The following is a 16,158-nucleotide window of genomic DNA, read 5'->3' as shown; positions in this document are numbered from 1 at the left end:
TCTGTGCACAGGTGCGTCGGACGCCCACCCTGTGGACGGCCAGACGCCCACCCCGTGGACGGGCCGCGCCGCCCGAGGACTACCCCTTGATGGCGATGTTCACGAGCTTCGGCGCCCGCACGATGACCTTCACGATCTCGCGGTCACCGATGTACCGCTGCACGTTCGCCGAGTTCCGCGCGAGTGCCTCGAGCTCGGACGGCTCGATCGACTTCGACACCTCGAACGAGTCGCGGACCTTGCCGTTCACCTGCACGACGGCGGTGAGGGTCTCCTGCACCAGCAGCGTCGGGTCGGCCTTCCGCCAACCGTGCAGCGCGACGGTGGCCTCGTACCCGAGCTGCTCCCACATCTCCTCGCCGGTGTACGGCGCGAACACGGCGAGGCCGAGCGTGACGGTCTCGACGGCTTCGCGCACGGCGGGGTCGGCGGCACCGGGGCCGCTGTCGATCGCCTTGCGGGTCACGTTGACCAGGTCCATGAGCCGCGCGATCACGACGTTGAACTTGAACGACTCCATCAGGCCCGGCGCATCGGCCAGGAACCGGTGCGTCACCTGGCGTAGGGCGCGGTCACCCTCGGCCCAGACGACGTCGGGGCTCGACGTGACGTCGGTCGCCAGGCGGTAGGCGCGGGCCAGGAAGCGTGCCGAGGCGGACGGCGAGACGTCCTCCCAGTTGATGTCGTCCTCGGGCGGGCCGGCGAAGCCCATCACCAGGCGGATCGCGTCGACGCCGTTCGCGTCGAGCTCGTCGCCGAGCGAGACACCGCCCTTGGACTTCGACATCTTCGAGCCGCCGGACAGCACCATGCCCTGGTTGAGCAGTGCCGAGAACGGCTCGGTGAAGTCGAGGTAACCGAGGTCGAAGAGCACCTTGGTGACGAAGCGCGCGTACAGCAGGTGCAGGATCGCGTGCTCGATGCCGCCGATGTACTGGTCGACCGGCGCCCACTTGCGAGCGACCGCGGGGTCGAACGCCTGGGTGTCGTCGTTCGCCGCCAGGAAGCGCAGGAAGTACCACGACGAGTCGACGAAGGTGTCCATCGTGTCGGTGTCACGGAGCGCGGGCGTGCCGTCGACGGGGTTCGGGACGTTGACCCAGTCGGTCGCTCCGCCGAGCGGCGAGGTGCCCTTGGGCTTGAGGTCGAGCCCCTCGGTGTCGGGCAGCCGCACCGGCAGCTGGTCGAGCGGCACGGGGTGCTCGCTGCCGTCGGCGCCGTGGATGATCGGGATGGGCGTGCCCCAGAAGCGCTGGCGCGAGATGAGCCAGTCGCGCAGGCGGTAGGTCTTGGCGGCGCGACCGGTCCCGCGCTCCTCGAGCAGGGAGATCGCGGCGGTGATCGCGTGCTGCTTCGACATGCCGTCGAGGGGGCCGGAGTTCATCATCCGGCCCTGACCCGTCAGTGCCTCGCCCGTGGTGGCGGGGTTGAGGTCGGGCAGCTCGGTGTCCTCGGTGATCACCGGGATCGCTCCGGTGACCGCGGCGTTGGTGTCGACGACGACCTTCACCGGCAGGTCGAACGCCCGGGCGAAGTCGAGGTCGCGCTGGTCGTGCGCCGGCACGGCCATGACCGCGCCGTGGCCGTAGTCGGCGAGCACGTAGTCGGCGGCCCAGATCGGCAGGCGTTCCCCCGTCAGCGGGTGGATGGCGAAGCGGCCGAGCGGTACACCGGTCTTCGCGCGGTCGGCGTTCTGCCGGTCGATCTCGGAGGTCTTCTGGGTGGCGACCAGGTACGAGTCGAACGCAGCACGGACGTCGTCTGGACCAGACGAGACGAGCGACGCCGCCAGGTCCGAGTCCGGTGCGACGACCAGGAAGGTCACGCCGTGGATCGTGTCGGGGCGCGTCGTGAACACCGTGACGGGCTCGTCACGGCCCTCGATGACGAAGTCGACGTCCGCGCCGACCGACCGGCCGATCCAGTTGCGCTGCTGCGCGATGACCTTGGCGGGCCACCGACCCTCGAGCTGGTTGAGGTCGTCGAGCAGGCGGTCGGCGTACTCCGTGATCTTGAAGTACCACTGCGTGAGCTTCTTCTTGACGACGACGGCGCCGGAGCGGTCCGAGGTGCCGTCGGGCAGGACCTGCTCGTTCGCGAGCACGGTCTGGTCCACCGGGTCCCAGTTGACCCAGCTGTCCTTGCGGTACGCCAGGCCCTTCTCGTACATCTTCAGGAACAGCCACTGGTTCCACTTGTAGTACTCGGGGTCCGAGGTGTGGATCTCGGTGCTCCAGTCGAACGACGGCGCGTAGCGCTTGAAGGACGCCTTCTGCTGCGCGATGTTCGCGTACGTCCAGTCCTTCGGGTCCACCCCGCGCTTGATCGCGGCGTTCTCGGCGGGCAGGCCGAAGGAGTCCCAGCCGATGGGGTGCAGGACGTTGAAGCCCTGCTGGCGCCAGTAGCGCGCCACGAAGTCGCCGAGGGCCCAGTTCTCGGCGTGCCCCATGTGGAGGTCGCCGGACGGGTACGGGAACATCTCGAGGATGTACTTGCGCGGACGCGTGTCGTCCAGGTCGGTGGTGAAGAGCCCGAGCTCTTCCCAGCGGGGCTGCCACTTCTCCTGGATACGACGGAAGTCGTAGGCGTTCGGGTCCTCGGCGTGCTGCTCGGTGGTCACGGACGTCAACGATACAAGCCGGGAGGCCCGTCCAGCGTCCGCCTGTCGGGTCATCCGACGAGCAGGCCGCCGGCGGCCATCCGCAGGGTGCGGTCGACCAGGTCCGCCCGGACCGGCACGTGCGACACGATCACGACCGTCCGGCCCGCTGCGCGCGCCGTCGTGACGAGGTCGTGCAGGACGGCGTCGCCGAGGTCCGGGTCGATGTCGGCCGTGGGCTCGTCGAGCACCAGCACCGGGAACGCGTGCAGGAGCGCGCGTGCCAGGGCGAGCCGGTGCGCCTGTCCGCCGGAGACGAGGCCACCGCGCTCCCCCACCGACGCATCGAGCCCGCCGCGACGCCCGACCCACTCGCCGAGGCCGACCCGGTCGAGCACGGCGAGCAGCTCGTCGTCGGTCGCGGTCTCGCGGGCGAACAGCAGGTTCTGTCGGACGGACTGGTCGAACACGAACGGGTCCTGCTCGATGAGCCCGATGCGGGCGCGGACGGCGTCGGGGTGCATGTCCTTCGCCGAGACCCCGTCGAGCGTGTACGAGCCCTGGTGGTCCACGAACCGGACGAGCGCGTCGACGAGCGTGGACTTCCCCGCGCCGCTCGGCCCTTCGAGCACGACGACCTCGCCGGGGTGCAGGTCGAGCGAGACCCCGTCGACCGCCGGCGTCGTGGCTCCGGGCCACTGCACGGTCAGGTCGCGCACCTCCACGCTGACCGGACCGGACACCGTCAGTTCGGCCGGGTCGGCGTCCTGCTCGGGTTCGGGCACGATGCCCGCGGGCACCCGTGCGGGGACGACCTGCTCGACCCGCTCGGCGGCGGCGCGCACGCGGCGCAGCGTGAGGACGGCGAGCGGGACGCCACCGACGACCTCGAACAGCGCGAGCGGCACGAACACGGTCAGTGCCCAGAGCGGTCCGTCGAGCGAGCCGGACACCACGGCGGGTGCACCGACGACCAGGATCCCGATCGCCGCGCCGCCGCCGACCAGCCCGACCAGGGCACCGACGAGCGCCTCGACCGTGCCACGGCGGCGGACCGCACGGGTGACGCCGGCGTCGAGACGGGCGATGTGTGCCAGGCGCTCGTCGAGGGTGCCGTAGGCCGCGAAGACGTCGAGCGTCCGGACGGTGTCGAGCACGAGGTCCGCGACCCGACCACGGTCCGCCGCGGTCTCACGGTCGGAGCGCTCGGCGATCGACCGCGTCACGACCGACCCGAGCAGCGCCGCGACCGCCAGGGCGAGCACGAGCACGAGGGCGGCCGGCACCGACACGATCGACACCGCGACGACGGACAGCACGGCGACGACCCCGGCGGACACCAGCGGCCCGACGACGCGGATGGGCAGGTCCTGCAGCCGGTCGGTGTCGGTGACCAGGCGGGTCATCAGGTCGCCACGGCCGGTGCTGCCGAGTCCTGCCGGTGCGACCGAGGCGAGCCGCCGGTACATCTCGGTGCGCACCACCGCGAGCTGCCGGAAGGACGCGTCGTGCCCGGCGAGCCGGTCGACGTAGCGCAGCGCCGCACGCCCGAGGGCGAACGCCCGCACGCCGACCATCACGAGGGTCAGGTAGAGGATCGGCGGGTGCTCCGCGGCGCGGGTGATGAGGTAGCCGCTCGCGGCGAGGAGCGCCACGGCGCAGACCGCACTGAGCGCACCGGCGGCGACCGCCTTCGCCCAACCCGACCCGTGCGGCATCGCGAGCCGCAGGACGGACGCTCCACGGGCCTCCTGGCTCATGCGCGCACCCCCGTCCGGACGGTGACCGACCCACCGGAACCGATGTCGACCCGGACGTCGGCCGCAGCCACGACCGCCGGTCGGTGGCTCGCGACCAAGACGACCGTGCCGTCGGCTGCGAGGCCGCGGATCGCGGCGACGACGTGGGCCTCGGCCTCGGCGTCGAGCGCCGACGTCGGTTCGTCGAGCAGGACCAACGGTGTGCCGACGCGGCGGGCGCGGTACAGCGCCCGCGCGACGGCGACGCGCTGCGCCTGGCCGCCGGACAGTCCGCTGCCGCCGGCGCCGACCGGGAGGCCCGGGTCGACTCCCAGCCCCGCGTCGCGCAACGCGGTCTGGACGTCCACGGCGTCGGGGGTCGCGCTGAGCGCGACGTTCTCGGCGACGGTCCCGCGCACGAGGCGGGGTCGCTGGTCGGCCCAGGTGGTGCGCTCGGCGGTGGTCGTACCGGCGGCGCCCGGGACGACCACGGTGCCGTCGTGCGGCAGGACGCCGCGGAGTGCGGCGATGACGCTCGACTTGCCCGAGCCGCTCGGGCCGGCGAGCACGACGACGGTGCCGGGGTCGGCGTGCAGGTCGAGCGGACCGATCACCACGTCGGGCCGGCGGACGGTCAGACCGTGCACGGCCAACGCCGTCGCAGCCGGCACGGTCGCCGCGGGGTCCGTGTCGTGGTGCGGCGCGGGCTCCGTGTCGTCGTCGAGGACGTCGAGGACCGCTGCCGATGCCTCGACGCCGTCCTGGGCGGCATGGAAGTCCGCACCGACCTGGCGGATGGGGGCGAACGCCTCGGGGGCGAGGACCAGGACGAACATCGCGGCGCCGAGCCCGAGCGAGCCGTCCACCAGCCGGATGCCGATCGACACCGCGACGAGGGCGACGGACAGGCTCGCGGCGAGCTCGAGTGCGAACCCGCTGACGAACGACAGCCGGAGCACCCCGAGCGTGCCGCGACGGTACTCGTCCGTGACCGCGCCGATGCGGCCGACCTGGCGCCGGGCGCGACCGAACACCTTGAGGGTGGCCAGGCCCTCGACCGCCTCGAGGAAGGCGCCGCCGAGCTTGGCGAGGGCGTCGGACTGCTTTCGCTGCAACGACTGGGTCGCGAGTCCGATCAGGATCATGAACACCGGGATCACCGGCAGGGCGAACAGGATGATCAACCCGCTCGTCAGGTCACCGAGGCCGATCGCGACCAGCAGCAGCGGTGTGGCGATCGCGGTGAGTGCGAGCTGCGGCAGGTAGCGACCGAAGTAAGCGTCGAGCGCGTCGAGGCCCGGCCCGAGGGTGGTGGCGAACCCCGCGCTCGACCGGCCCGCCAGCCAGGACGGACCCCGCTCGGCGGCGCGGGCGAGCACCGTGGTGCGCATCTCGCTCTTCACCTTCGCCGCGGCGCGGGCCGCCAGGTCGTCGGTCGCCCAGGCCGCCACGGCACGGAGCACGAACGCGCCGCCCAGCACCGCGAGCGCCTGCCCGAAGGTGCCCGGGACACGGCCGTCCTGGACCGCGTCGATGCCGAGGGTCACGGCGGCGGCGATCCCCCACGCGATCGCGATGGTCGCGACCGTGCGCAGGACGCCGGTGCCGGCGGCCGCGACGATGAAGCCGCGCGCCGTCCGCGACAGGCGCAGGAGTCGCGGGTCGAGCGGCTTCACCGTCGCCTGCCTAGTGCGCGGCCTGGGTGACCTGGGCCCGCGAGACACGCTTGCGGAACACCCAGTAGGTCCAGGCCTGGTACGCGAACACGAGGGGCACGAAGATCAGCGCCACCCAGCTCATCACCGTCAGCGTGTACGAACCGCTCGAGGCGTTGTACACGTTCAGGCTGTTCGCCGGGTCGTTGGTGGCGGGCATGACGTCCGGGAAGATCGCCGTGAACATGGCGAGCACGATCGCGGCGATCGTGACGGCCATGAGCGTGAACGCCCGGCCTTCCTTGCCCCAGGCGTTGCACAGCACGGCCAGGACGAGCGCGAGTGCCGCGACCACCGAGAGCACGAGCGAGGCCGGGGTCGCCCGGACGAACGCCATCCAGACCAGGAACGCGGCGCCGACGACGATCGTGAGGATGCCAGCCCGGGTCGCCAGGCGCTTCGCCCGCTCGCGGATCTCGCCCTCGGTCTTCAGCGCCACGAACACGACGCCGTGCGTGAAGAACACCAGCAGCGTCGCCACACCGGTCAGGAGTGCGAACGGGTTGAGCAGGTCGAAGAGCGTGCCCGTGTAGTTGTGCCCCGAGTCCATCGGGATCCCGCGGACGACGTTGCCGAACGCGACGCCCCAGAGGAACGACGGCAGGGCGGACCCGACGATGATCATCAGGTCGAAGCGACGCTTCCACTCGAGGTGCTTGTTCTGGTGCCGGTACTCGAACGAGACACCGCGCAGGATCAGCGCCGCGAGGATGAGGAGCAGCGCCAGGTAGAACCCGGAGAACATCGTGGCGTACCACTCGGGGAACGCCGCGAACAGGCATGCACCGGCGACGATGACCCACGTCTCGTTGAGGTCCCAGACCGGGCCGATCGTGTTGATGAGCACCCGACGGTCGGTGTCGTCCTTGCCCAGGAAGGGCAGGGACATGCCGACACCGAAGTCGAAGCCGTCGAGGACGAAGTAGCCGACGAAGAACACGCCGACGATCGCGAACCAGAGGACAGGCAGATCCATCTCAGTACACCGTCACTTCGTGCTTGACCTCGCCGGTCTCCTCGTCGACCTCTGCCGGAGCGGCAGGGCCCTCTTGCGCGACCTTCTTGATCAGCTTGAACTCGACCACCGCCAGCGAGCCGTAGATCACCGTGAACACGACGAGCGAGATGAGGACCTCGAGCCCGGTCACGTTCGGCGAGACGCCGTCGCTGGTCTTGAGCAACCCGAACACGAGCCACGGCTGGCGACCCATCTCGGTGAAGATCCAGCCGACGATCATCGCGGCCATCGGGAGCGGAACGGTCCAGGTGGCGACGCGCCAGATCCAGCGCTTCGTCGGGAACCGTCCCTTGCGGGTCAGCCAGAGGCCGGCGAGCGACACCATGACCGCACCGATGCCGAGCGCGATCATCCAGCGGAACGACCAGTAGGTGACCCAGATGATCGGCTTGTAGTCGCCGGGCCCGTACACCTGGGTGTACTGCGCCTGCAGGTCGTTGATGCCCTCGACTGTGCCGTTGAAGGTGTGCGTGGACAGGAACGACAGCAGGTAGGGCACCCGGATCGAGAACAGTTCGTGCACGCCGTCGGGGGTGCCGAGCGTGAAGATCGAGAACGAGGCGTCCTTGCCGGTCGCCGTGTTGTAGAGCGCTTCGGCTGCGGCCATCTTCATCGGCTGGGTGTCCACCATGGTCAGACCGAGCTGGTCGCCGGTGAGCACCGTCAGGGCACCCGCAGCCACCATGGTCCACATGCCGAACTTGAGCGCCGGCATCATCGTCTCGAGGTTCTGGTTCCGCGCCAGGTGGTAGGCGGCGACCGAGATGATCACTGCTGCGGCGACCATGAAGCAGGCGAACAACGTGTGCGGGAAGGCGGCGAGGGCGACCTTGTTGCCGAGGACCGCCCAGATGTCGGTGAGCTCCGCGCGCCCCTTGGCCTCGTTCATCGAGAAGCCGACCGGGTGCTGCATGAACGCGTTCGCGGCGATGATGAAGTACGCCGACATGATCGTGCCGGCGCTGACGCACCAGATGCTCGCCAGGTGCAGTCCCTTCGGCAAGCGGTCCCAGCCGAAGATCCAGACGCCGATGAACGCGGCTTCGAAGAAGAAGGCCAGGATCCCCTCGAGCGCGAGCGGGGCGCCGAAGACGTCACCGACGAAGCGCGAGTAGTTCGACCAGTTCATGCCGAACTGGAACTCCTGCACGATGCCCGTCACGACGCCCATCGCGAAGTTGATCAGGAAGATGCGTCCGAAGAACCGGGTCAGCTGCAGGTAGTGCGCGCGACCGGTCCGGTACCAGGCGGTCTGGAACACGGCCACCACGGCGGCCATGCCGATCGTCAGCGGGACGAAGAGGAAGTGGTAGATGGTCGTCAGACCGAACTGCCACCGCGACAGGATGAGCGGGTCGAGGAGGTCGGTCATGCGGCACTTCCCAGTCGGGTCGCCGCGCGCAGTCGGTGCACGTCAGTGTCTTCCTGTGGAACGGATACATCAGATGTCACAGCCGTTGGGACTCTTCAACGGTACCGCGTCACCACCGACTTCGACAACTTGTAGAAATGTTCCGTGCACGAACGTGCAAGGGTGTTGCACGGCACAACCGTGCGGCACGGATGTGCCGATTCCCGCTCCGCCGAACGACGACAGGCGCCGGGCAGTTGCCCGACGCCTGTCGCCTAACGCACGAGGACTGCTGTTACAGCAGGCCCTCGTCGGTCAGGAACTCCTTGGCGATGGTTGACGCCTTCTCCTTGTCCGCCGTGCTCTTGGTGTTGAGCTCGATCAGGGCCTCGGGCGTCAGCTTCTCGTTGACCGAGTCGATCGCGTCCGCGGCCTTGTCGTTCACCTTGTCGGAGACGACGGGGATGACGTTCTGCGGCAGGATCAGGTTCTCCGGGTCCTCGAGCGTGACGAAGTCGTTCGCCTTGATGCTCGGGTCGGCGCTGTAGATGTCGGCGAGCTGGACGGTGCCGTCCTTCAGCGCCTTGACCGTCAGGGCCCCGCCGGAGTCCTCGACCGCCTTGAAGTCGACGTCGACGCCGTAGACCGACTTCAGGCCCTTCGGACCGTACGGACGGGTCTGGAACTCGGAGTTCGCGCCGACGGTGAGCTTCGACGTGACGTCCTTCAGGTCAGCCAGGCTCGTCACGTCGTTGTCCTCGGAGAACTTCTTCGTGACGGTGTAGCTGTCCTGGTCGGTCGCCTCGGCCTCGTCGAGGACCCGGAGGCCCTTCGGCAGCGCCGTCTCGAGGCCGTCGTCGATCTGGTCGGCGGTCTTCGCCGTCGAGTCCTTGTCGAAGTACTGCAGCAGGTTGCCGCTGTACTCGGGCATGACGTCGATCGCGCCCTTCTCGAGCTGCGGGATGTAGACCTCACGCTGCCCGATGTTGAAGTTGCGCTTGACCTCGAAGCCGTTCTTCTCGAGGACCTGGGCGTACAGCTCGGCGATGATCTCGTTCGAGTAGTACTGCTGCGAGCCGACGACGATCGTCTTGGAGTCGGACGACGCGCTGGAGCCGCTGTCGAGCGGGTCGCTCGACGCGCAGCCGGTCAGGGCGGCGGCGACGCCCAGTGCGAGCGCTGCTGCGACGCCCGCACGGATCTTTGCTGTGATCACGATGGATTTCCTTCCGGGATGGGATTGCGGGCTCGCTCGCGCGATCCCGGGCGCTGCCGGGCCGACGGGTCGGCGGTGCCCTTGGGCACCGACGCCCGCTGCAGCACGGCGAACACGATCTCGAACGCGATCGCGAGTGCGATCACGAGGATGGAGGCGCCGAGCATCTCGGCGTAGTCCTGGGTCTTCAGACCGAGGAAGAAGTAGCCGCCGAGGCCGCCGGCACCGACGTACGCAGCGAGCGTCGCCGTGGCCACGACCTGCAGCACGGCTGCGCGGAAGCCGCCGATCAGCAGGGGCAGGCCGAGCGGGACCTCGACCTTCCACAGGATCTGCCAGCCCGTCATGCCCTGGGCCTTGGCGGCGTCGACGGTCACCGGTTCGACCGACTCGATGCCCGAGTACGCACCGGCCAGCACCGAGGGGATGGCGAGCACGACGAGCGCCAGGAGCGGAGCCTGCAGGCCGATGCCGAGCAGGAGTCCGAACAGGGAGAGCACGCCGAGCGTCGGCAGTGCGCGGATCCCCCCGGACACGGCGATCGAGAAGCCCCGTGCGCGGCGCGTGTGGCCGATGGCGTACCCGATCGGCACGGCGATCACCGAGGCGATCACCACGGCGAGCAGCGTGATCCAGATGTGCTCCCAGAGGCGGCCGGGGATCGCGTTGTACCCGGAGTAGTTGGTGGGGTCGAAGACCCAGGCGAAGGCCTGTCCGATGATCACGAGGAGACCTCCGCTGCTTGCAGGACGCGGCGGGCCCGGCGGCGCGACACCGAGGTCGTCCGGGTCCACGGCATGACGATCCGGCCGAGCAGCACCAGGATCCCGTCGAGCACGAACGCCAGGACGAGGACCATGACGATGCCGGAGATGATCTCCTCGTAGATCCCACGGCCGAGGCCGTCCGTGAACAGCGACCCGAGGCTCTGGATGCCGAGGACGGCGCCGACGGTCGTCAGCGAGATCGTGGACACCGAGACCACCCGCAGCCCGGCGAGCAGCACCGGCCCGGCCAACGGCAGTTCGACGCGGAAGAACCGCTGCGCCGACGAGTACCCCATCGCGGTCGAGGCCGACTTCGTCCCCGAGTCCACCGAGGTGAGCCCGTCGACGGTCGACCGGACCATGAGCGCGAGGCCGTACAGGGTCAGCCCGATCACGACGTTGACCGGGCTCTGCAGCCCGGTGCCGATGATGCCCGGCAGCGCCACGAACAGCGCCAGGGACGGGATCGCGTAGAGCAGACCGGCGAACGTCACGATGCCGCTGCCGACACCCGAGGCGAACCGCGATCCGCCGGGGCGCTGGAGTCGGACGACGAGCCAGCCGATGGGGATGGACAGCAGGAACGCGATGATGATGGGCGGGATGGCGATCGCCAGGTGCGCGACCGTGGCGTCACGGATCGTGTCGAGGTTCGCGAGGACCCACTTCACCGCGTGCCCTCACCCTGCGCCGGAGCACCCGGGGCGTCGAGCGACGCTCCGGCCTGGTTCGATGCGGGGTCGGCCTGCACCGCTGCTGCGGCGTCGACGACGTTGACCGGTCCGGTGAGGACCCCGGCTGCACGCCCGTCGCCGTCCACGACGATGGGGCCCGTGGGGGTGTGCTCGACGCGCAACGACCGACGCCCGCGGCCGACGCCGATGAAGTTCGCGACGAAGTCGTCCGCCGGCTCGGCCAGGATCTCGGACGGCGTGCCCTGCTGGGCGATCTCGCCGCCCTTCTTCAGGATGACGACCTGGTCGCCGAGCTTGAACGCCTCGTCGATGTCGTGCGTCACGAACACGACGGTCTTGCCGAGTTCGCGCTGCAGGCGGATGAGCTCGTCCTGCAGGTCGTTGCGGACCAGCGGGTCGACGGCACCGAAGGGCTCGTCCATGAGCAGGATGTTCGGGTCGACGGCGAGGCCGCGGGCCACACCGACGCGCTGCTGCTGCCCGCCGGACAGCTGGGACGGGTACCGGTCGGCGAACGCCCGGTCGAGTCCCACGGTGTCCATGAGCTCGAGCGCACGCGTGCGGGCGTCGGCCTTCGACACCCCGGTGAGCAGGGGCACGGTCGCGATGTTGTCGACGACCTTGCGGTGCGGCAGCAGACCGGAGTTCTGCATGACGTACCCGATGCTCCGCCGGAGCTTCACGGGGTCGACGCCGGAGACGTCGGATCCGTCGATCTGCACGGAACCCGAGGTGGGGTCGACCATGCGGTTGATCATCCGGAGCAGCGTCGTCTTGCCGCAGCCGCTGGAGCCGACGAAGACGGTGGTGGTCCGGGACGGGATCACGAGGTCGAAGTCGTCGACCGCGGTGGTGCCGTCCGGGTAGGTCTTTCGTACCGAGCGGAACTCGATCATGGGTGCCCTTCTGTTCGGAGGTAGCCCGACTCCGGATGAGAGTACCCGTCGGGTCCGACAGCGGTTCACCCGTTCCGGCACACGGCGCGTCCCGGACAGGTGCGCACCACCGTGGACCGGACCGAGCGCACGACGGAACCAGCGCGGACGACGACGCCCGCGCCTCCTGTTCGAAAAGCACGGGCGTCGTCGGATGGGTGCGGGACCCCGCGGCGGTCAGCCGGCGGCGACCACCGACTCCATGTGGGCACGGCTCATCGTGCGGTACTCGGCGATGAGTGCCGTGTCGGGGTGCTCGCGGTCGCGGTGCGCCCGCGCCAGCACGGCGTGGCCGGACTCGGCCAGCACGACCCAGGCCCGTGCGATGCGCTCGTTGTCGGGCAGCCCGAACCGGTCGCGCATGATCTGCCCGACGGCGGTGCCGAGCGCTCCCATGCGGTCCTCGGCGTCACCGGTGCCGGTGTCCGCGGTGTCACCGAAGCGGATCGCGCGGAACCCGGGCTCGGTGCGGTACAGCTCGGCGGTCTCGTCGATCAGCGCGTCGCAGGCCTGCTGCCAGGTCTCCGCGCCGCTCGCGTCGAGCGCCGCGACGAAGCGCGCGGCGAGCCGCTGCGTGCAGCGGATGGCGAGGGCGTCGACCACGGCGATGCGGTCCGGGAAGTAGCGGTAGACGGTGCCGATGGACGCTCCGGCCCGCTCGGCGACCATCGCGGTCGTGAGTCGCTCGAACCCGATCTCGTCGATCACCGCGGCAGCAGCGTCGAGCAGACCCGCGAGGCGCGCCGAACTGCGGGCTTGGACCGGCTCGTTCCTGAGCAGTGATGATCCCCCCGGCAGAGCGTTCGTTACCTCGGTGACGAGCACGTGTTCTCCTCTTGCGCTCCAGCGCGGTTCGTTGGTGTGACGAGGACGATTTTCGCAGAGACCGGCTGGAACATGGCTGCGACTCACCACAGGTGCCGCGGGACGTGGACTTCCGGGTCCTGCATGGGATGATGGGGCGATGCCCGACCCGACGCCCCACGAGCCGTCGTTGGCCGAGCCGCTCCTGCACCGCGCGGCCCGCATCGAGGACGCCGTCCAGGAGTTCCGCGAGCACCGCGCCCGAAGCCGTGGCCTGGTCCCGACCGTCGTCCCCTACACCGGCTACGGCGCTCCCGGATGGGTCCGCATCCTCTGCCGCGTCCTGCTGACCCGCCGTGGCCTCGCCTCAGACGTCTCGTACGCGGGTGTCCGCGGGTGGAAGAGCTTCACGAGCGTCGCGGTCGACCACGCCGAGGTCACCGTCACCGCCGGAGGGGTCTCGCACGTCGTCGAGACCGACCGTGGCGGGGTCGTCGACACCATCGTGCCGATCGACCTCGAGCCGGGATGGCGCACCGTCCGGTTGTCGGCCGGCGGCGGGCGCGACGTCGAGGCCGACGTGTTCGTCGTGCACCCCGACACCCGCTTCGGGCTGCTGTCCGACATCGACGACACCGTCATGGTGACCTCGCTCCCCCGTCCGATGCTGGCGGCGTGGAACTCCTTCGTCCTCACCGAGCACGCCCGCCGCCCCGTGCCGGGCATGTCCGTGCTGTACGAACGCGTGCAGGCACAGCACCCCGGCTCCCCGACCGTGTACCTGTCCACCGGCGCCTGGAACGTCGCGCCGACCCTGCAGCGCTTCCTGACCCGCAACATGTACCCGTCCGGCACGCTCCTGCTCACCGACTGGGGCCCCACGCACGACCGCTTCTTCCGGAGCGGGCAGCTGCACAAGCAGCAGAACCTGCGGCGCCTGGCGAAGGACTTCCCGGACGTGCAGTGGCTGCTCGTCGGCGACGACGGCCAGCACGACGAGTCGCTGTACGGCGAGTTCGCCCGCGAGCACCCGGAGAACGTCGCGGGCGTCGCCATCCGGCAGCTGTCCACGAGCGAGGCGGTCCTGGCCGGCGGACGCTCCCGGGCGCAGGAGCGCTCCCGCGACACCTCGGCGCCGTGGGTCTACGCACCGGACGGTGCCGGGCTCTGGTCCGAACTCGCGGGGGTCGGGCTCGCCGAGGCGGACGCCTCCGACCCGGCCTGAGCGAGGCTTCAGGCACACGGACGGCACGCGGCCGCCAGACGGCCGGCGGCCCGTCCGCGCGGCCACGACGCTCGGCCTCCGGGTGTTCGATCGGGGCATGAGCACCGACACGGACCGGACCGCCGACACCGAGCGAGCACCCGCGCCCCCCGCGACTCCCCCGAACCTGATCGAGGACCACGCCGTCATCGGCGACACCTCGACCGCCGCACTCGTCGGCCGCGACGGCACGATCGACTGGGCGTGCCTGCCGCGCTTCGACAGCGCCGCCACGTTCGCCTCCCTGCTCGGGACCGAGGACCACGGGCACTGGACGCTCCGCCCGAGCGACCCCGCGGCGACGGCGCACCGGAAGTACCACGGCGACACCCTCGTCCTGTCGACGGTGTGGACCACGGCGGACGGTGCCGTCGAGGTGACCGAGTTCATGCCCGTGGGCGCGCACCGGCCGTCCATCGTCCGCCGGGTCCGCGGACTGAGCGGCTCGGTCGAGGTGCAGCAGACCCTGCGGATCCGGTTCGACTACGCCCTCGCGCTGCCGTGGGTGCGCCAGATCGGCGGCGACGAGGACCCGGCACTGCTCGCCACCGCGGGCCCCGGGTCGGTCATCGTGCGCGGTCCCCGTTTCCGGGCCTCGGACCACCGGCACACGGCCACCGCGACGATCCACGACGGTGACGTGCTCGACACCGTGCTCACCTGGTACCCCTCGCACCGCGAGCCCCCGGAGCCCGTCGACGTCGACGCCGAGCTCCACCGCACCGTGACGTGGTGGACGGACTGGATGGCGACGGCGCGCACCGAGGGTCGCTACGCCGACGCCGCCCGCCGCTCCCTCCTGCTGCTCCGCGCGATGACCCACGGCGAGACCGGCGGCGTGGTGGCCGCCGTGACCACGAGCCTGCCGGAGGATCCGGGCGGGGAACGCAACTGGGACTACCGCTACGTCTGGCTCCGCGACGCCTCCCTCGCCCTCGCCTCGCTCATCGCGCACGGCTACCGCGACGAGGCGGCACACTGGCGCGGCTGGTTGCTCCGCGCCATCGCGGGCGACCCCGCCGACGTGCAGATCATGTACGGCATCGCCGGGGAGCGCGAACTGCCGGAACGGGAGCTCCCGCACCTGCCCGGGTACGCCGGCTCGACGCCCGTCCGGGTCGGCAACGGTGCGTACACGCAGTACCAGGGCGACGTGTTCGGCGAGGTCCTGGCCGCCCTGCACGACGCCCGCGAGCTCGGGGTCGAGGAGAACGCCGACTCGTGGGCCCTGCAGCGCGCCCTGCTCGGCTACGTCGAGGAGCACTGGCAGGAGCCCGACAACGGCATCTGGGAGATGCGCGGCCCGCGACGGCACTTCACGCACTCGCGCGCGATGATCTGGGCCGCGTTCGACCGTGGGGTCGCCGCGGTCGAGGAGTTCGGTCTCGAAGGGCCCGTGGACCGCTGGCGCACCCTGCGCGACCAGGTCCGGGCCGATATCGAGGAGCACGGCTGGAACGCTGCACGCGGCAGCTACCGGCAGCACTACGACACCGACGAGGTCGACGCGAGCCTGCTCGTCCTGCCGCAGATCGGGTACGTCTCCGCCCACGACGCCCGCATGACCGGCACCGTCGCCGCCATCGAACAGGACCTGTCCACCGGCGCCGACTGCCTCGTGCTGCGGTACCGGACGTCGTCGGGGTTCGACGGGCTCACCGGCGCGGAGCACCCGTTCCTGGCGTGCTCGTTCTGGCTGGTCGAGCAGTACGCGGCATCGGGCCGGATCGACGACGCCGAGCGCCTCATGGACGTGCTCGTCGGGTACGCCAACGACGTCGGCATGCTCTCCGAGGAGATCGACGTCGCCACCGGACACCACGTCGGCAACACCCCGCAGGTGCTGTCGCACCTGACGCTCGTGTCCGCGTCGGACGCGATCGCGCGGGCGCGGGGCGCGTCGACCGGGCACCGCACGCGGCTGCCCGTGCACGACGGCGGCACTCGCTCGTGGACCGGCGAGGGCGAGCGCGCGGGCACCCCAGCCTGACACCGGCGTACCCGCAGGACGCCTGCACGTCGCCCAGACGCCGCCGGATTCGACGGCGTCTCGGC

The 16,158-nt window shown here is 70.5% G+C and carries 12 protein-coding genes; 2 read left to right on the top strand and 10 right to left on the bottom strand.

What is annotated here, in order from left to right; translation table 11 throughout:
• Positions 1-79: 79 nt before the first annotated feature.
• The 10 genes from leuS to EDF42_RS19030 all read right to left on the bottom strand — a co-directional run bounded on the left by leuS (position 80) and on the right by EDF42_RS19030 (position 12,743).
• Positions 80-2,674 (bottom strand): leucine--tRNA ligase, encoded by a 2,595-nt coding sequence (gene leuS, locus EDF42_RS13190; protein WP_395865576.1) that lies wholly within the window; start codon positions 2,672-2,674, stop codon positions 80-82.
• Positions 2,671-4,359 carry a thiol reductant ABC exporter subunit CydC gene (cydC, locus tag EDF42_RS13185; RefSeq protein ID WP_123672614.1) on the bottom strand — a complete coding sequence of 563 codons (1,689 nt, stop codon included), beginning with the start codon at positions 4,357-4,359 and terminating at the stop codon, positions 2,671-2,673. The genes leuS and cydC overlap by 4 nt, the downstream gene beginning before the upstream one ends.
• Positions 4,356-6,014 carry a thiol reductant ABC exporter subunit CydD gene (gene cydD, locus EDF42_RS13180; RefSeq protein ID WP_123340390.1) on the bottom strand — a complete coding sequence of 553 codons (1,659 nt, stop codon included), beginning with the start codon at positions 6,012-6,014 and terminating at the stop codon, positions 4,356-4,358. Before cydD ends, cydC begins: the two co-directional genes overlap by 4 nt.
• A 10-nt stretch (positions 6,015-6,024) precedes the next feature.
• A complete protein-coding gene (gene cydB, locus EDF42_RS13175; protein ID WP_123340389.1) occupies positions 6,025-7,029 on the bottom strand; it encodes a cytochrome d ubiquinol oxidase subunit II in 1,005 nt (334 codons plus the stop codon).
• Between the two features lies 1 nt (position 7,030).
• On the bottom strand, positions 7,031-8,443 hold the full coding sequence (locus EDF42_RS13170) for a cytochrome ubiquinol oxidase subunit I (RefSeq protein WP_123340388.1): 1,413 nt from the start codon (positions 8,441-8,443) through the stop codon (positions 7,031-7,033).
• A gap of 274 nt (positions 8,444-8,717) precedes the next feature.
• Positions 8,718-9,638, bottom strand: a complete 921-nt coding sequence (locus EDF42_RS13165; protein ID WP_123340387.1) for an ABC transporter substrate-binding protein — start codon at positions 9,636-9,638, stop codon at positions 8,718-8,720.
• Positions 9,635-10,363: an ABC transporter permease gene (locus tag EDF42_RS13160; RefSeq protein WP_123672612.1), complete on the bottom strand. Its 729-nt coding sequence runs from the start codon at positions 10,361-10,363 to the stop codon at positions 9,635-9,637. The genes EDF42_RS13165 and EDF42_RS13160 overlap by 4 nt, the downstream gene beginning before the upstream one ends.
• Positions 10,360-11,076 carry an ABC transporter permease gene (locus EDF42_RS13155; protein WP_123672611.1) on the bottom strand — a complete coding sequence of 239 codons (717 nt, stop codon included), beginning with the start codon at positions 11,074-11,076 and terminating at the stop codon, positions 10,360-10,362. The genes EDF42_RS13160 and EDF42_RS13155 overlap by 4 nt, the downstream gene beginning before the upstream one ends.
• Complete coding sequence (locus EDF42_RS13150; RefSeq protein WP_123292493.1) at positions 11,073-11,996, bottom strand: ABC transporter ATP-binding protein; 924 nt, start codon at positions 11,994-11,996, stop codon at positions 11,073-11,075. Before EDF42_RS13150 ends, EDF42_RS13155 begins: the two co-directional genes overlap by 4 nt.
• 216 nt (positions 11,997-12,212) lie before the next feature.
• Positions 12,213-12,743: a TetR/AcrR family transcriptional regulator gene (locus EDF42_RS19030; RefSeq protein ID WP_395865571.1), complete on the bottom strand. Its 531-nt coding sequence runs from the start codon at positions 12,741-12,743 to the stop codon at positions 12,213-12,215.
• A gap of 256 nt (positions 12,744-12,999) precedes the next feature.
• Between EDF42_RS19030 and EDF42_RS13140 the strand changes: the two genes are divergently transcribed.
• Positions 13,000-14,064 (top strand): App1 family protein, encoded by a 1,065-nt coding sequence (locus EDF42_RS13140; protein ID WP_123672610.1) that lies wholly within the window; start codon positions 13,000-13,002, stop codon positions 14,062-14,064.
• Between the two features lie 97 nt (positions 14,065-14,161).
• On the top strand, positions 14,162-16,093 hold the full coding sequence (locus tag EDF42_RS13135; RefSeq protein WP_123672870.1) for a glycoside hydrolase family 15 protein: 1,932 nt from the start codon (positions 14,162-14,164) through the stop codon (positions 16,091-16,093).
• Positions 16,094-16,158: the final 65 nt, after the last annotated feature.

The organism is Curtobacterium sp. PhB172, from assembly GCF_003752545.1.
GTDB lineage: Bacteria > Actinomycetota > Actinomycetes > Actinomycetales > Microbacteriaceae > Curtobacterium.
The sequence above is the reverse complement of the archived record's forward strand: the minus strand, read 5'-3'. Positions and strand labels throughout refer to the sequence as shown.